Here is a 16,475-nt window from a genome sequence, read left to right as displayed (position 1 = left end):
CAATCTAAAAATAGGCTTTCACAAGAATGAAACGACTCAATTCACAATTGCAAGAAGACGGCGCTCCAATGGAGCTAATATTGTTGATCCGCACATTATTAGCAGGTTGCAAGGAAATTTCTTTTAGGGTTAGTCAGGGCGCACTAGCGGGAGTGTTGGGCTCTTTGTTAAGTGAAAACGTTCAAGGCGAAACGCAAAAGAAACTGGACGTTATTTCTAACCAAATCTTAAAAGATATCTTAAAAGAGTCGGGTTATGTAAAAGCAATTTCTTCCGAGGAAGAAGATGACGTTGTAGGGTGCCACCCTGAAGGTAAGTATTTGGTCAGTTTTGATCCTCTTGATGGTTCATCAAATACAGATATCAATAGTTTGATAGGTACAATTTTCTCAATTACCCATGCACCACAATGGATGGACCCAGATGATCCTTCTGCTTTCTTGCAACCTGGAACACAGATTGTGGCTGCTGGATATGTGCTTTACGGCCCGTCTACCATGTTGGCAATGAGCACTGGTCGCGGTACTCACATTTATACTCTGGATAAAACCCACGGAGGCTTCCTATTAACAGAAGCTAACGTAGAGGTACCTGAGCAAACTAAAGAGTTTTCCATTAATAGTTCTAACCAGCGTCACTGGGAAGAACCTATGCAAAATTATATTAACGACTTGATTGCTGGTGATGAAGGCCCTAGAGGTAAAAACTTCAATATGCGTTGGGTTGGCGCAATGGTTGGTGATATTCACCGTATCCTTTCTCGTGGTGGCCTTTTTGCTTATCCATTTGATAAACGTAATCCAAAAATACCGGGAAAATTGCGTTTATTATATGAAGCAAATCCCATGTCATTTCTAATTGAACAGGCCGGTGGTGCTGCCACAACAGGTGACAGACGAATCTTGGAAGTTATGCCAGAAGAAATTCACCAACGTGTTCCAGTTATTATGGGCTCTAAAGAAGAAGTGGAAACTTGTATTACCTATTACTCAAAATAATCTAAGTAATAGATTTGTTTCTATAGGCAATTCCAAATCAGGGCGTAGGATAAAAACTTATGCCCTTTTTTATGGGCGATATTAGCTGAATCCGGTCTGCTTTATTTTTAATCTTAAAGTGAACTAGGCACTGGTGATTTGCAGGTAAGTTGTCGTTTGGCGATGAAATCGCTATTGAAGACACAAAAGTACACACTTTTGCTAAATAATTGCGCATAATACTTTAAAACAACCTTAATAAGACCAAGGTAGCGATTTCATCTTGCACTGGAAGTCTTTATAATTGCCAATATTCACGTTAAATCAACTTATAGGTATGAATCAATGAGCTTAAATGCTGTTCCAGCAGGTAAAAACTTGCCAGATGAAGTAAATGTCATCATCGAAATCCCAGCCCACGCTGACCCAGTAAAATATGAAGTAGATAAAGACACTGGCGCCATCTTTGTTGACCGCTTCATGGCAACTTGTATGCATTATCCAACTAACTATGGTTACGTGCCACAGACGCTTTCTCTTGATGGCGACCCTGTTGACGTTTTGGTGATGACACCGTTTCCTTTATTGGCTGGCTCAGTCATCAAGTGTAGACCTGTAGGTGTTTTGAAGATGACTGATGAGTCAGGTGAAGATGCTAAAGTATTGGCTGTGCCAATTGATAAGCTTTCTACCATCTATCGTGAAGTAAAAGAAATCGATCAGGTGCCTGAATTGACTAAGCAACAAATTGAGCATTTCTTTGCTCATTATAAAGATTTAGAACCTAACAAATGGGTGAAAATCGAAGGATGGGGAAATTGTGAAGATGCTAAAGCTGAAATCGTTGATAGCGTAAAACGCTACCAAACTGAAGAAAAAGCTTAGTACCAAGCAAATTTAGAAAAGGGTTAACTTTAGGTTAGCCCTTTTTTTTGCTTGTTTCTGAGCAAAGCATTTTTCTGCAAACTGCTGTAAACTTGCCATTCTTTATTATTCCCGTAAATGGCTAAAGCACAACATCATGAAGCTCAATTCGATTCGAAATAATCCTCAATTACTATTGTTGGCGATGGCGTTTGTTATGCCTTTAGTATTTTCGGTGTGGAATGCTCTTCTGAATAATTTTGTGGTGGAAAAAGCCCAGTTTACAGGTGCCGAAATTGGCATGCTACAAAGCTTGCGAGAAGTACCGGGGTTTCTGGCCTTTACCGCCGTGTTTTTATTGTTAGTAATTAAAGAACAAACTTTGGCAATGCTTTCACTCGCAGCTATGTGTGTCGGTGTCGCAATGACAGGCTTTTTTCCCTTTGAGATAGGTTTATATTGCACCACGGTGATCATGTCAGTTGGCTTCCATTATTTTGAAACCATGAACCAATCGCTGACGTTGCAGTGGCTTGGAAAAGAAAAAACTGCGCATTTTATGGGGCAACAATTAGCTGTTAAAAGCTTCGCATCATTGTTTGCTTACGGCAGTATTTGGTTGTTAATGGATTACGTGGGTATAAGCTATCAAACCATGTACATGCTAGCTGGTGGATTAGGTTTAGTCATTGTTCTGTTTCTATGGGCTTTCTTCGCACAGTTTAAGCAACCTTCTATACAACACAAACATATGTTCCTGCGCAAACGCTACTGGTTATATTATTGTTTAACCTTCTTTAGTGGTGCTCGTCGACAAATATTCATGGTTTTTGCTTCATTTATGATGGTTGAAAAATTTGGATACAGCGTGGGTGAAATTAGCCTGCTATTTATTATCAATTACGTATTTAACCTGTTGTTTGCCAGTAAAATTGGTCGATGGATTGCGAAAGTAGGGGAGCGCAAGGCTTTAACCGTGGAGTATATTGGCTTAATTGTGATTTTTGTGAGTTACGCCTTAGTGACAAGTTCACAATGGGCCGCTGCTTTGTATGTTATTGATCATCTGTTTTTTGCCATGGCGATAGCCATGAAAACTTATTTTCAAAAGATTGCTGATCCACGGGACATTGCATCCACAGCAGGGGTGAGTTTTACGATTAATCACATTGCGGCTGTGGTTATACCCGCTTTATTAGGTATTGTTTGGCTTACTTCGCCTACTTTAGTATTCTTTATTGGTGCAAGTTTTGCTGTGTGTTCACTGCTGTTGGCATTGAATATTCCAGATGCACCTGATGCAGGAAACGAAGTAAGAAAGAACCCTTTTTGTTGGGCAAATCATCCTCATCAAGCGCCAGACATTTCTGCTGCATCTGCGATATCTGAAGAATCAGCCAACATTAAGCCCACTGTCTAAGGACTAACTAAATTTATGCGAGCTCTATTACTTACTCTGTTTTTTATAACAACCTCTGCTTATAGCGAACCCACAGAAGTGTTTTGGGAAGATTTAGTGCCTGCCAATTATGTCGCACCGCCTGTAGACATTGATCACGCTTTGACTACCGGTCAGCAAAATCTATCTGCGCCTGTGGTGACCAAATTCAACAATATGGAAGTGAAAATACCCGGATTTGTCGTTCCTCTTGAAGGTGATCAAGACAATATTACTGAGTTTTTATTGGTTCCTTTTTTTGGTGCTTGTATCCATGTACCGCCGCCACCACCTAATCAAATTGTTTACGTGAAAATTCCAGAGGGCGTGCCAGCGATGGCATTAACTGATGTGGTTTGGGTAGTTGGCACCTTAACAACAGAAGGTTGGAGTGGCGAGATCGCAACAGTAGGTTATACCTTGAAGGGACAATCGGTATTACCTTACGACGGTTAAATTAAATAAGCGTTTGAACTTTTAAGCCGTGTAGATGCGCTCTGCCGGATTAAATAACACCCAAGAGGTAAGAATGTATTTATCGTTGGAAACAGGCACTGAGCCTCTATGGGTATGGGTAAAATAAGCAGGAGCAATCACCATTCTACCGGCTTTGGGTTGCACGGATTTATTTTGATAATAAAAATCCGTGGTGCCGCCTTCATCCACATCATTTAGATAAAACATAAACAATAAGATACGATGCAGGGCGTCATTATTACCAGCTTGTGGATAAACTTCTGAGTGCCAGTATGGATATCCACCTTTGTTCATTTGGTATTTTTGTGCGTTGATGTCACCAATTCGAAATAGGTATTGCACCAAGTTTTGTAAGTTCGGTTTACCCACTGTTTCGAAATTTTCTTGGGTTAACTTTACTGGTTGGCCGCTGCTGGGATCTTGCACCGTTAAACCAATTGGGCCGATCAGTGCAAAAAAATGTTTTTCAAAGTAATTCATTAATTGCTGAGATAACAATGGCAGCATCGCTTGATATTCAGGCTGAAATTCAGGATGTTGTACTATCGATACATCTTTACTGAGCTTTTTATCAGTATCAACACCGCCGCCAGTGCGACCTGGCTGAATATTTTTGCTGTTTTCGAAACGCTGGATGAATCCGCGGCACAACTTCTGCGGCAATACATCATCAATTACTTCAATAAAATCTGTCACTTTTAAGCTTCCTGCTGGGGATACAAATGTTCTTCAAGTTGGGATTTGATTGCGCCGTCAATTGGTACCGATTTATTGCTTTCAAAATCGAACCGCACTAAGGTTGTAGTACCTGAGGCGACTTTCTGATCTTGTTGCCAAATTTCCTGATAAGTATCGAATGAACTATTGCCCACTCGGCTTACGTAAGTGCACACTTCTACTGATTTGCCGTAATATATCTGCAAATGAAAGTCGATTTTGTAACTGGCTAAAATCAATGGCCAATTCTGCAAATCTAGATCTGGCGTAAACATTTTGAAGATCGGCTCTCTGCCGCATTCAAACCAGCCAGCAACAACAGTGTTACTGACGTGAGCCAAACCATCTGTTTCATAAAACCTGACTTTAAAGTGTTCGCTAAACATACTCTAATCCGTGTCTAATTATGCCTGTCTGGCATTGTCTAAAATTGGCTTAAGGAAATGCGCAGTGTGCGAACCTTTTACCTTACTCACATCTTCTGGTGTACCTTGAGCGATAATATTGCCCCCGCCTGAACCACCTTCAGGACCAAGATCGATAATCCAATCTGCGGTTTTTATTACATCCAGATTATGCTCAATAACCACAACTGTATTACCGTGGTCACGGAGTCTATGTAATACTTCCAACAGTTGTTTTATATCGTGGAAATGCAGACCGGTAGTTGGTTCATCTAAAATATACAGAGTTTGACCGGTATCACGCTTAGATAACTCTTTGGCTAGTTTCACCCGCTGTGCTTCACCACCGGAGAGGGTTGTCGCCGATTGACCTAAGCGAATATAAGACAAGCCTACATCCATTAGCGTTTGTAGTTTGCGCGAAATCGCCGGGATGGCATCGAAGAATTCTCGGGCTTCTTCCACGGTCATGTTTAATACTTGATTGATGTCTTTACCTTTGTAGGTAATTTCCAGTGTTTCACGGTTGTAACGTTTACTTTTACACACATCGCATGGCACATACACATCTGGTAAGAAGTGCATTTCCACTTTAATCAGACCATCTCCCTGACACGCCTCGCAGCGTCCACCTTTGACGTTGAAACTGAATCGACCGGGTTTGTAACCGCGAGAGCGAGCTTCTTGGGTTGCCGCAAACATTTCACGAATTGGCGTGAAAATACCCGCGTAAGTGGCCGGATTTGAGCGTGGTGTGCGACCGATAGGACTCTGGTCGATATCAACCACTTTGTCTAACTGCTCAAGACCGGTGATATCTTTGTAGGGAGCGGCTTCTCCGGTGGTTGCGCCGTTTAACGCGTGATGGGCTAACTTGTAGAATGTATCATTCACTAGGGTCGATTTACCCGAGCCTGACACACCAGTAACACAGGTCATTAGTCCCACAGGAACGTGTAAATCTACCTGTTGTAGGTTATTACCGGATGCCCCCGTCAGTTTCACCCATTTGTCATCTTTGACTTTATTACGTTCTTTGGGGATTTCTATACGTTCTCTACCAGATAGGTACTTCCCAGTAAGTGAGTCTTCACTTTCTAGGATGTCTTTAAGACTACCTTCAGCAACGATTTGACCGCCATGGACACCGGCTCCTGGGCCTATATCGACGATATAGTCGGCTTCTTTTATGGCATCTTCATCATGCTCTACGACGATAACCGTGTTGCCCAAATCTCGTAAGTGACGCAGGGTTTTTAATAATCGCTCGTTGTCTCGTTGATGCAATCCAATAGATGGTTCATCTAAAACGTACATAACGCCAACTAAGCCTGCACCTATTTGGCTGGCTAAGCGGATCCGCTGTGCTTCACCACCTGATAAGGTATCGGCGCTTCTTGACATGGAAAGGTAATTCAAGCCCACATTGACTAGAAAACTTAACCGGTCGTTGATTTCTTTTAAAATCTTTTCCGCAATCTGCGCGCGCTGTCCTGTTAAGTCTAATTCAGTAAAAAAGGAGAGTGCATCAGATATCGACATTTCAGTGATTGTTGGCAGGGCAGTTTGACCAATAAAGACGTTTCTGGCTTCCAAACGTAAACGTGCACCACCACAACTATTACAATGTTGTTGGCTGAGATATTTGGACAGTTCTTCTCGCACCGCGTTAGACTCTGTCTCTTTGTAGCGGCGATCCATATTGGGAATAATGCCCTCAAATGGATGTTTGCGCTCCATAATATCGCCACGATCATTAATGTATTTGAATTTTATTGCGGTACCTTTGCTGCCGAATAAAATCACTTCTTTGTGTTTCTCTTCAAGCTCTTCAAATGGAACCGTCAAACTAAAACCATAGTGATCAGCGACGGCTTGTAGCATTTGAAAGTAGTAGTAACTGCGTTTGTCCCAACCGCGTATTGCGCCGCCAGACAAACTCAATTCTTCATTGCTGACAATTTTTCCCGGATCAAAAAACTGCTTGTTACCTAACCCATCACAGGTTGGACATGCGCCAGCTGGATTGTTAAACGAAAACAATCTAGGCTCGAGTTCGGCCATGCTGTAACCACAATGAGGACAGGCAAAATTGGCTGAAAACACCAATTCGTCTTTTGCTGGGTCGTCCATAAACGCGACTTTGGCCGCGCCTGCAGATAACTGCAATGCTGTTTCAAATGACTCTGACAATCGCAATGCCAAATCTTCACGCACTTTAAAACGGTCGACAACCACTTCTATCGTGTGCTTTTTATGCAGGTCAAGTTCAGGTGGATCGGACAAATCGCAGACTTCACCGTCGATACGTGCACGTATGTAACCTTGCGCCGCTAAGCCTTCAAGGGTTTTAATGTGTTCGCCTTTACGCTCCTGCACCACAGGTGCAAGCAACATTAACTTTGTGCCTTCTTCCATCTCTAGTACACGATCAACCATTTGACTGACAGTTTGCGCCGCTAAAGGAACGTGGTGAGTTGGACAGCGCGGTTCACCCACTCTGGCGTACAACAGTCTTAAGTAATCATATATCTCGGTAATTGTTCCTACCGTAGAACGTGGGTTGTGAGACGTGGACTTTTGTTCGATGGAAATAGCAGGTGATAAACCTTCAATGTGATCCACATCAGGTTTTTCCATCATTGACAAAAATTGTCTGGCATAGGCGGAAAGGGATTCTACATAACGCCGTTGTCCTTCTGCATACAAAGTATCGAAGGCTAATGAAGATTTCCCCGAACCCGACAAGCCAGTAATCACAATTAGTTTGTCACGAGGAAGCGTTATATTAATATTTTTCAGATTGTGGGTGCGTGCACCCCTAACTTCAATTTTATCCATGGATCCAGAATGTTGCCTGACCAAAAGATCAGTATTACATAATTGCAATTCATGCTCTATTAGGAACTGACTAATTAGCTAAAAAAAGCCAAAATATTTTATTTAAAACGACTTTTCAACGATCTATCGCGTATTTTAATGCTGTGATAAACTTCGCGGCCAATTAGTATTAACTTCTTTATCAAAATAATGGTCAATCACCTTTGTGATTCACGAACTTGATATTAGACGACTTCAATTAGCTCTATATAAACCAAAGTGATTTGTTTTGAACGCAACTGAATTACGCGCAGCCTTGTCTCTTGCCTTTATCTATGTCCTAAGAATGTTAGGGCTATTTATGGTTATGCCAGTATTAGCTATCTTAGCCAAAGAGTACCCTGATTATTCGGTGCTTATGGTGGGTATCGCCATTGGTGGTTACGGACTAACTCAGGCGTTGCTACAAATTCCAATGGGGATGTTGTCAGACAAATTTGGCCGAAAACCTGTCATAGTCGTTGGACTGCTGATGTTTTGTTTAGGCAGCCTAATCGCTGGTTTTGCAGACAATATGTGGATGCTGGTGTTGGGCCGTATACTGCAAGGAACAGGCGCAATCGCTGGTGCGATAATGGCGTTAGCCGCGGATGTAAGCCGTGAAAATCAACGACCTAAAGTGATGGCAATTATTGGTATCGCTATTGGCTTTTCATTCTATCTAGCGTTAATGATTGGCCCGATGATTTCCAATGTTTGGGGGCTGTCGGGGATATTCTTTGTCACTGCATTGTTAGCATTTTTGTGTGTTTTTATCGTTGGATTTGTGGTTCCATCACAACAAAACTCAGCGCCATCTGGCGATACGCTGCCTACGTGGAAAGACTTGGGTAACTTGTTTGGCGATAAACAAATTCAAAAATTGAACATTAGCGTATGTCTGTTGCATATGATGATTACGCTGTTTTTCATGCAATTACCGGTCATGCTGCAACAAATGGGGTTATTGATCGACTCTCAATGGCAACTTTATTTACCTGTATTGTTAATCTCGATTGTAGGTTTAACGATTTTGATGGGCTTAAATAGAAAAGTCTCGCAGAAAGTGCTGATGTTAGTGTCGATATTTTTACTCATCATTGCCTGTGCTGGTTTATCTTGGTCATCAACCTTGTTCTCGTTAGCCGGCTTTGCAGTAATATTTTTCACTGGTTTTAATTACTTAGAAGCAAATTTACCTGCATGGGTATCGAGCATTGCCCCAGCGGGTAAAAAAGGCTCTGCAATGGGAATGTATGCTAGCTTCCAGTTTTTTGGTGCTTTTTTAGGAGGGATGTTAGCCGGATTCCTCAACCAATATTTCTCCCCGTCACAAGTTTTAATGTTCGCAATCGCCATTTTATTTATATGGACAGGCATCATTTATAACCTTAAAAGCGTAAATAAATACCGACGATATACATTAAGCGGTATTAATCATTCTGCGGATCTAGATTTGTTGAAACAACAGTTGCTGGCGATGCCTGGCGTTGTTGATCTTGCTTTGGTGACTGAGGAAGACAGCGTATACGTGAAAGCAACCGCAGAATTTGATCTTCGACAAGCGCAGCAACTGGTGCTTCACACTGCACCGCAGTTGTAATTCAAGCCGGTTATATCAACTTCAATGTTGGCCCAAATTTGCGCTAAACTGAAATAACAATTTTCACGAGAATACTGATGACCGAATTAATCCCCTGGCGTTCGTTATTGTTTTTACCTGCCAATAATCAAAAGTTTATTGATAAAGCGCATACCCGCGCAGCCGATGGTTATATCCTTGATTTAGAAGACAGTATTCCAATTGATCACAAAACCAAAACTCGCGCTAATATTCTTGCTGCTGCCCAAGTTGTGTCTAAAAATGGGGCTGATACCTTAGTCAGAATAAACGCAGGATTGCGTCTAGCAATAAGAGACTTAGAAGCAGTAGTCGACCCGCAAATATGTGCGATAGTTATCCCTAAAGTCAGCAGCGCTGCCCATATTCAACTAATCGCTGAGACAATCGACGAGTTAGAACATGAAAAGCAAATGCCCATAGGTTATACACGACTTATTGCGCAAATTGAGCATGTTAATGCGATGCCTAAATTAGATGAAATTGCCGCTAGTTCATCACGTTTAATTGCTATGACAATGGGCACTGAAGATTTATCCTTATCGATTGGCATGGAACCGGTTACAGAAGCTCTTATCGGTCCTTGCCAGCAGTTAATTATGGCTTGTCGGCGCGCGAATATTGCGCCTATGGGATTTCCTGCCTCCATTGCCGATTTCAGTGATCCTGCTAAGTTTCAAACCGCCGCTGAGTTGGCAAATAAAATTGGGTTTGCGGGTGCGCCTTGCGTGCATCCTTTGCAAGTGAGTATATTGAATCAGGTCTTTATGCCTACTGAACTGCAAGTCAAACAAGCGAAAGAATTAATTCAATCGTTTCAACAGCAATACAAGCAGGGCACTGGGGCCACTAACTATGGGAATAAAATGATTGATTTACCCGTGGTGCAACGGGCTGAAAATCTATTAAAAAGAGTGAATAAGCAAAACTAGACTAGCTCATTAAGCAAATTCATTTATATTAATGTTAAGGGATTTAAACTGAATTTAGTTCCGATTTTATTGAGATAAAACTGTTTAATCGGGTTACAATACCGCGGATAATATCGAATCATTGATGCCAAGTTTTTTAACTAAATTGGCAGCGAACATACCTTTTCAATAAAGATATTTGGGTAAGTTTCTGAATTTAATAACCAATTTAGAAATATCAGCTTGGATGCTAAATAAGTCTGACCTGAGATATACGAAGATGGTAAAGACAACTCATTTAGCGACGAATAATAGGAGTACACATGGCAACTAAAGGTGTCAACAAAGTCATTTTAGTGGGCAATATTGGACAAGATCCAGAAGTAAGATATATGCCTAACGGCAATGCAGTAGCGAACTTAAGCTTGGCTACCAGTGAAAGCTGGAAAGATCAGAGCGGTCAGATGCAGGAACGTACAGAGTGGCACAGACTGACTATGTACCGTCGCCTGGCAGAAATCGCTGGTGAATACCTGCGTAAAGGTTCGCAAATATATGTTGAAGGCAAATTGCAGACACGTAAATGGCAAGATCAAAGTGGTCAAGACAAATACACCACTGAAATTATCGTTGACCAAATGCAAATGCTTGGTGGCCGTGGCGGTCAGTCTGACAGTCAGCAAGGTGGCTATGCTAACCAAGGTGGCGGTCAATATAACCAAGCGCCGCAAAAGCCAGCGCAAACACCACAGCAGAATTACACTAAACCACCACAACAAGGCGGTGGTCAGCAATACGGTAATGCGCCGCAACAAAATCCAGGCCAAAACCCAGCGCAAAAACCTCCTATGGCTGAGCCTGATTTTGACTTTGATGATGATATTCCGTTTTGACTGGAATTTGATCAAAGTGTAAATATTGAAAACATCTTCGAAAGCCGCAAATAGCGGCTTTTTTTATGGCAAGTTTTGTATTTTAATTAGCAATTCAATTTAGCCTGAAGAGAGTTTTCATCAAGGGAAACGTAACAATCCAGTGGTCTGCTTTTATACTTCAGTGATTCTGTTATTGTACTGTCCCTAAGTTGTCATCTATATGTTAATGTTACGAGTTTCTAATTAATCGTGAATGTTTGCCAAACGGCTCTTGTTTAAAAGGAACCCAAGTTTAATGAACCTAAAAAAGTTCTCTATTACTTTGCTATCCATAGGGATTAGTATTTCGTCTTTCACCGTTAGTGCAAAGGAACACCCCAATCTTATTCTGACCGAGCCTGGTGTGGAGAGAATTAGAGCAAATTTAGGCCAGGTTCCTTTATTTGACGAATCTCTAGCAACAATCAAGCAACAAGTTGATGTTGAAATTGCATTGGGCATTGATACACCCATTCCTAAGGATTTTTCTGGCGGTTATACCCACCAACGTCACAAACTTAATTTCTTTACCGCGCAAAAAGCTGGTGTGCTATATCAGGTTCTAGAAGACGAGAAGTACGCTAAGTATATTCGTGACATGTTGTTTCAGTATGAAGCAATGTATAAAGATTTACCGCTTCACCCACAAGAGCGTTCCTACGCCCGAGGAAAGCTATTTTGGCAGTGTCTAAACGACAGTAACTGGTTGGTTTATATGAGCCAAGCCTATGATGCGATTTACGATTATTTGAGCGAGAGTGAGCGTGACAAATTAGAAACTAACTTATTTCGTCCTTTTGCTGACTTTTTATCATTAGAAAATCCGCAGTTTTTCAATCGAGTACACAACCACAGTACCTGGGGGGTCACCGCGGTAGGTATGATTGGTTTGGTAATGGATGACGAAGAACTCATTCAGCGTGCACTTTATGGCATTGAAGATGACGGCTTAGAAGTGGGTGGTAAAGACAACGACGGCGGAACAATCAAAGTTGAAGGGCAACGCAAAGGCTTCTTTGCCAACTTAGAAGAACCTTTCTCACCTGATGGTTATTATACTGAAGGTCCTTACTACCAACGTTATGCCATGTACCCATTCTTGATACTGGCACTGGCTATGGAAAATAACCGTCCAGAACTTAAGGTGCTACAACATAAAGATAACGTATTATTCAAAGGGGTTAACGCATTACTTAACTTATCTGATGCCGATGGTGAATTTTTCCCTATTAACGACGGCCAAAAAGGCATGTCATATTACACCAGTTCTTTAGTGTCTGCGGTGAACTTGGCGTATTTTTATGGAGATAAAAACCCAGAGCTATTGAGTATCGTTGAGAAACAAGGACAGGTGCTTATTGATGAGTCTGGCCTTGAGGCAGCGATTGGTGTGCGCGATGGCAAAGCTAAACCTTTTGCTAAAAAATCGATTAATTTAAGTGACGGTATTAATGGTAAGCAAGGTGGAATTGGGATTTTGCGCTACGGCAACGAAGATCTCACTCTAGTCTTCAAATATGCAGCTCAGGGTTTGAGTCATGGTCACTACGATAAGCTTTCTTATTCTTTGTATGAAAAAGGTGATGAAGTTTTACAGGATTACGGATTAGCCCGCTTTGTTAATATTGAACAAAAAGGCGGCGGTAACTATCTTAAAGAGAACACGACTTGGGCAAAAACAACCATTGCTCACAATACCTTATCTGTAAATGAGAAAAAGCACTTTAATGGTAGCTATGATATTGCCAGTCAACATCATTCTGAGTTGTTTACCTTTGATGCTGAAAAAGACAATGTTCAGGTGGTGAGTGCCACAGAAAGCAATGCTTACCCTGGCACATCCATGCATCGCACTATGGCAATGATTAAAGATGAAAGCTTCGAGAAAGCCTTTTTACTCGATATCATGCGTGTTAAATCAGATAGCAAAAATCAATATGATCTTCCGTATTACTTTATGGGACAGGTTTTGGATATGAACTTTGCTTATGACTCTCCTAAAGTCCTGCGTCCGTTAGGTGAAGATAATGGTTATCAACATCTTTTTGTTGAAGGTAAAGGCAATGGAGTGAACGGAAATTCAAAATTCTCATGGTTAGGTAATGGCAAGTATTACACCTTAACGGCCGTGACGGATAACGATGATGAGTTGCTTTTCACCCGCATTGGCGCTAATGATCCTGAATTTAACTTGCGCCGTGATGCCTCTTTGTTATTGCGCAGAAATGCCAAAGATACTCTGTTTGTTTCTGTTATTGAGCCCCATGGCTCCTACGGACCTGTGACTGAGTTATCACAAAATTCAAAAAGTAATATCGCAGATTTAAACGTAGTAGTGGATAACAAAAACTACACTGGAGTGACTATTACAGACTTGGCAGGTAATCAGCAGTTATTCATTATTGCCAACGATAATGCCTCAAAAACTGCCAAGCATAGCTTGAAAGTTAATGGCAAAAAATATAGTTGGACGGGGCCTTATTTCTACCAATAAAAAATAAGCATCAACCATATTAAACACCAGCCGTAGGATTCTCTGTTGCAATCCAGTGATATTGCAAAATATGCACAGAGATGAATACGGCTTTTTTAATTGAAATCGCCTTCTCCTCGTCTCTACCTCTATCAATACTCCTCTACTGTAAATCTACCGTGTTTTTTAGGCGCTTTTTTGGTATTTGTTTAAAAAATGACTTATCTTTGGTTCAGTGAAGTATCCATTTAATCGCAAAACATCCCAAGGAAGACACTATGAACTTTATTTTACCTTTAACTATTGTCGTTTCCCTGTGCTTTTCTAGCTCATCTGTTGCTAACGAGTTTAATGATGCCATTGATTCCATTATGCAGGGGGCGATCGAAGATGGTGCGCCAGGGTGTAATCTGGGAGTTATCCACAAAGGAAGCTTTATCCATAAGAAAGGTTATGGATTGAGTAATCTTGAACTCGACACGCCCTTAGACGGGACACAAGTGCATCGAATGGCTTCTGTTTCTAAACAATTTACTGCCTTGGCTGTGCTACTACTTGCTGAAGAAGGCAAGATAGCCTTAGACGACGATATTCGTAAACATCTTCCATCTTTGCCCGATTACGGACACACAATAACCATTAACGGAATGCTTGGACACGTTTCTGGGATGGGAGACTATGATCTTATCAGCTCTTTTGACCAAGAAGAAAAAAATCCAAAGTCCATAGAATTGAAGTCTGCTGCTGGTGGCTTGTTTCGTCTTGGGAACGAGGATTATCTGACTATTGCGGAATTCTTCGAGGTTGTCAGCATTGTGCCCCTTGCTTTAGAGCCAGAAACTGAATTTAGTTATAGCAACCTGGCTTATTTTTTACTGTCGATGTTAGTGGAAAACGTTTCTGGACAGTCCCTTCGAGATTATTCCCATGAGCATATCTTTAAGCCCCTAGGTATGAAAAACACCTTCTTTAGTGATGACCCTGTAGAGATAGTGAAAAACCGTGCCTATGGTTACAAACAACGTGAAGATGGCACCTATGTAACCGATATGACAAACTTATTCTGGGTAGGCGACGGCGGTTTACACACCAATTTAGATGATTTGTTGATATGGGATAGTTACTTTTATTCCCCGAAACTGGGTAAAGATCCCAAGCAATTGCTCGCGGATATGAACACTCCCAATAGCAAGTTTGAGGCCCGTGAGGGTATTTTGTATGCGAACGGGCAATTTGTTAGTGAAGAAAATGATCAGCTCGTATTCTTCCACTCTGGCGGTTGGCTGGGCACTTATACCTTTTTTAGCCGAATTCCAGACAAAGACCTTGCCATTGCTTGGATGTGCAATGATATTTCTAATCAAGAGTTGGCTGCTAGTCTGAAAAAAGTGTTGAAACTAGCGAAAAAGGCGTTTTAGTAAATTAAGCTTGGAAAAGACGCCAACCGGCATCTTTCCAGTTTACTCTCTATCGACGTCTACGAGGTTCATGCATTGGGTGACCATAGTTTGAAATGCTAAACAGCAATCTAGTCTGCGCGCTTTAGTGTCGAACTATGATTTTTCCTCAAGTTAATCGTTGATTACAAATCAACGATTCCGCCATGGTCGAGTTCTTTATTACGCCAAATATTCTGGTAATGAGTGTCCTTAAACACCGCGCCTCCTTGCACAGTATAGTCAATCCATATATTTGGACAGTCAATCGGGCACATCCCCTTCACAATATCGGCAAAGGAGTTTGGTCGACAAGGCAAGTTAAACCCAGTAATCGCACCGGAATTGAGAAATCCCCCCTTCTGCCTATGCATCTTGCCATATCTATTTGTTGGAGAATATTTAGTCTTGATAACCCCATGGCGCGGGCGGCGTATCAATTTCTTGAGTTAAATCGAAATCCACCCTGAACTCTCTTCCCTCGCGGATCAAACGGTAAGTAAATACCTCAGGGTAGATATACATTTGCCAGATATTGGTGCTCGACTGGGGATTGCCCGCTTTTGCGAACAATTCTTTAGAATACTGATCAACAGGGAAGGATTGAGCCTGTGGCCAGCCGGCATCTTGAGTATGGCCGCCGTACATGGTTGATTCTGAATAAGAGCCATCAGCATGGCGATGGTCATGTTTCAAAGAGAGACCTGACCCTGTCTTGGTTATAATCCAAGTGCGTGAAGCGTCATCGCCAACGTGAAAGGGTATTTGCAATTGCTGATCTGTACAACGTCTTACATGCATGATTAATGGCTGCTCAGACATATTGCTTGGGCCTTGATTATCGATAGTGACTTTACCAGCAAACGCCTTTCCACATAAAGCTTTCAGACTAGCGAAAAAAGTATCTTGAGTTGGAATAGATACCAAAGGTGCTGGTTTAATAATTTGTTGTGCATTGGCCATGAATGAACTGGCAAGTATAAGGCTGGCTATTGTTAGAGGTTGTAATATTCGCATTATTGTTTTGTTTCCTTCATTTAACGTCCGTTTACTTTGTCTTTAAAGCTACCACAATACTCTCTTTGTACACACTGTCTGAGCAAGATTAGTCTAATTTATTCAACCTGTTGTGTTTAGTTTGCAATACAAAATTAATCGCTACTAAACATGGGTGTCTTGTTTAGGGTTAACTAAACATGGGTGTCTTATTTAGGGTTAACTAAACATGGGTGTCTTGTTTAGGGTTTAACTAAACATGGGTGTCTTGTTTAGGGTTTAACTAAACATGGGTGTCTTGTTTAGGGTTAACTAAACATGGGTGTCTTGTTTAGGGTTAACTAAACATGGGTGTCTTATTTAGGGTTAACTAAACATGGGTGTCTTG

At 41.5% G+C, this 16,475-nt stretch carries 14 protein-coding genes; 9 read left to right on the top strand and 5 right to left on the bottom strand.

Annotation, left to right across the window (positions count from 1 at the left end):
* Window positions 1-26 precede the first annotated feature (26 nt).
* From Q4567_RS18165 to Q4567_RS18150, 4 genes are all read left to right on the top strand, one after another.
* Window positions 27-998: a class 1 fructose-bisphosphatase gene (locus Q4567_RS18165; protein ID WP_216050505.1), complete on the top strand. Its 972-nt coding sequence runs from the start codon at window positions 27-29 to the stop codon at window positions 996-998.
* Window positions 999-1,322: 324 nt separating this feature from the next.
* Window positions 1,323-1,862 carry an inorganic diphosphatase gene (gene ppa, locus Q4567_RS18160; RefSeq protein WP_216050504.1) on the top strand — a complete coding sequence of 180 codons (540 nt, stop codon included), beginning with the start codon at window positions 1,323-1,325 and terminating at the stop codon, window positions 1,860-1,862.
* A gap of 136 nt (window positions 1,863-1,998) precedes the next feature.
* Complete coding sequence (locus Q4567_RS18155; protein ID WP_216050503.1) at window positions 1,999-3,261, top strand: MFS transporter; 1,263 nt, start codon at window positions 1,999-2,001, stop codon at window positions 3,259-3,261.
* Window positions 3,262-3,276: 15 nt separating this feature from the next.
* On the top strand, window positions 3,277-3,735 hold the full coding sequence (locus Q4567_RS18150; RefSeq protein WP_216050502.1) for a DUF3299 domain-containing protein: 459 nt from the start codon (window positions 3,277-3,279) through the stop codon (window positions 3,733-3,735).
* Between the two features lie 21 nt (window positions 3,736-3,756).
* On the opposite strand, the gene Q4567_RS18145 is transcribed toward Q4567_RS18150, so the two are convergent.
* The 3 genes from Q4567_RS18145 to uvrA are packed head-to-tail and all read right to left on the bottom strand — an operon-like array spanning window position 3,757 to window position 7,718.
* A complete protein-coding gene (locus tag Q4567_RS18145) occupies window positions 3,757-4,452 on the bottom strand; it encodes a 2OG-Fe(II) oxygenase (RefSeq protein ID WP_216050501.1) in 696 nt (231 codons plus the stop codon).
* Between the two features lie 2 nt (window positions 4,453-4,454).
* Window positions 4,455-4,859, bottom strand: a complete 405-nt coding sequence (locus Q4567_RS18140) for a thioesterase family protein (RefSeq protein WP_303501433.1) — start codon at window positions 4,857-4,859, stop codon at window positions 4,455-4,457.
* An 18-nt stretch (window positions 4,860-4,877) separates the two neighbouring features.
* Window positions 4,878-7,718, bottom strand: coding sequence for an excinuclease ABC subunit UvrA (gene uvrA / locus Q4567_RS18135; protein ID WP_303501431.1), 2,841 nt, complete (start codon window positions 7,716-7,718; stop codon window positions 4,878-4,880).
* Window positions 7,719-7,986: 268 nt separating this feature from the next.
* On the opposite strand from uvrA, the gene Q4567_RS18130 reads away from it, so the two are divergent.
* The 5 genes from Q4567_RS18130 to Q4567_RS18110 all read left to right on the top strand — a co-directional run bounded on the left by Q4567_RS18130 (window position 7,987) and on the right by Q4567_RS18110 (window position 15,073).
* Window positions 7,987-9,339, top strand: a complete 1,353-nt coding sequence (locus tag Q4567_RS18130; protein WP_303501428.1) for an MFS transporter — start codon at window positions 7,987-7,989, stop codon at window positions 9,337-9,339.
* 77 nt (window positions 9,340-9,416) lie between these two features.
* Complete coding sequence (locus tag Q4567_RS18125; protein WP_216050497.1) at window positions 9,417-10,289, top strand: CoA ester lyase; 873 nt, start codon at window positions 9,417-9,419, stop codon at window positions 10,287-10,289.
* Window positions 10,290-10,591: 302 nt separating this feature from the next.
* The gene (ssb, locus tag Q4567_RS18120; RefSeq protein WP_303501425.1) at window positions 10,592-11,161 is read left to right on the top strand and encodes a single-stranded DNA-binding protein; all 570 of its coding nucleotides are present in this window, start codon (window positions 10,592-10,594) and stop codon (window positions 11,159-11,161) included.
* A gap of 277 nt (window positions 11,162-11,438) precedes the next feature.
* Window positions 11,439-13,676, top strand: coding sequence for an alginate lyase family protein (locus Q4567_RS18115; protein ID WP_303501423.1), 2,238 nt, complete (start codon window positions 11,439-11,441; stop codon window positions 13,674-13,676).
* A gap of 257 nt (window positions 13,677-13,933) precedes the next feature.
* Window positions 13,934-15,073 carry a serine hydrolase gene (locus Q4567_RS18110; protein WP_216050494.1) on the top strand — a complete coding sequence of 380 codons (1,140 nt, stop codon included), beginning with the start codon at window positions 13,934-13,936 and terminating at the stop codon, window positions 15,071-15,073.
* Window positions 15,074-15,237: 164 nt separating this feature from the next.
* Here the strand turns inward: Q4567_RS18110 and Q4567_RS18105 are convergent, their stop codons facing one another.
* Window positions 15,238-15,465, bottom strand: coding sequence for a hypothetical protein (locus Q4567_RS18105; protein WP_216050493.1), 228 nt, complete (start codon window positions 15,463-15,465; stop codon window positions 15,238-15,240).
* A gap of 28 nt (window positions 15,466-15,493) precedes the next feature.
* Window positions 15,494-16,108 carry a hypothetical protein gene (locus Q4567_RS18100; protein WP_303501420.1) on the bottom strand — a complete coding sequence of 205 codons (615 nt, stop codon included), beginning with the start codon at window positions 16,106-16,108 and terminating at the stop codon, window positions 15,494-15,496.
* Between the last annotated feature and the right edge of the window lie 367 nt (window positions 16,109-16,475).

Source organism: Aliiglaciecola sp. 2_MG-2023 (genome assembly GCF_030548145.1).
GTDB classification, from domain to species: domain Bacteria; phylum Pseudomonadota; class Gammaproteobacteria; order Enterobacterales; family Alteromonadaceae; genus Aliiglaciecola; species Aliiglaciecola lipolytica_A.
This window is presented reverse-complemented; position numbering and strand designations above follow the sequence as displayed.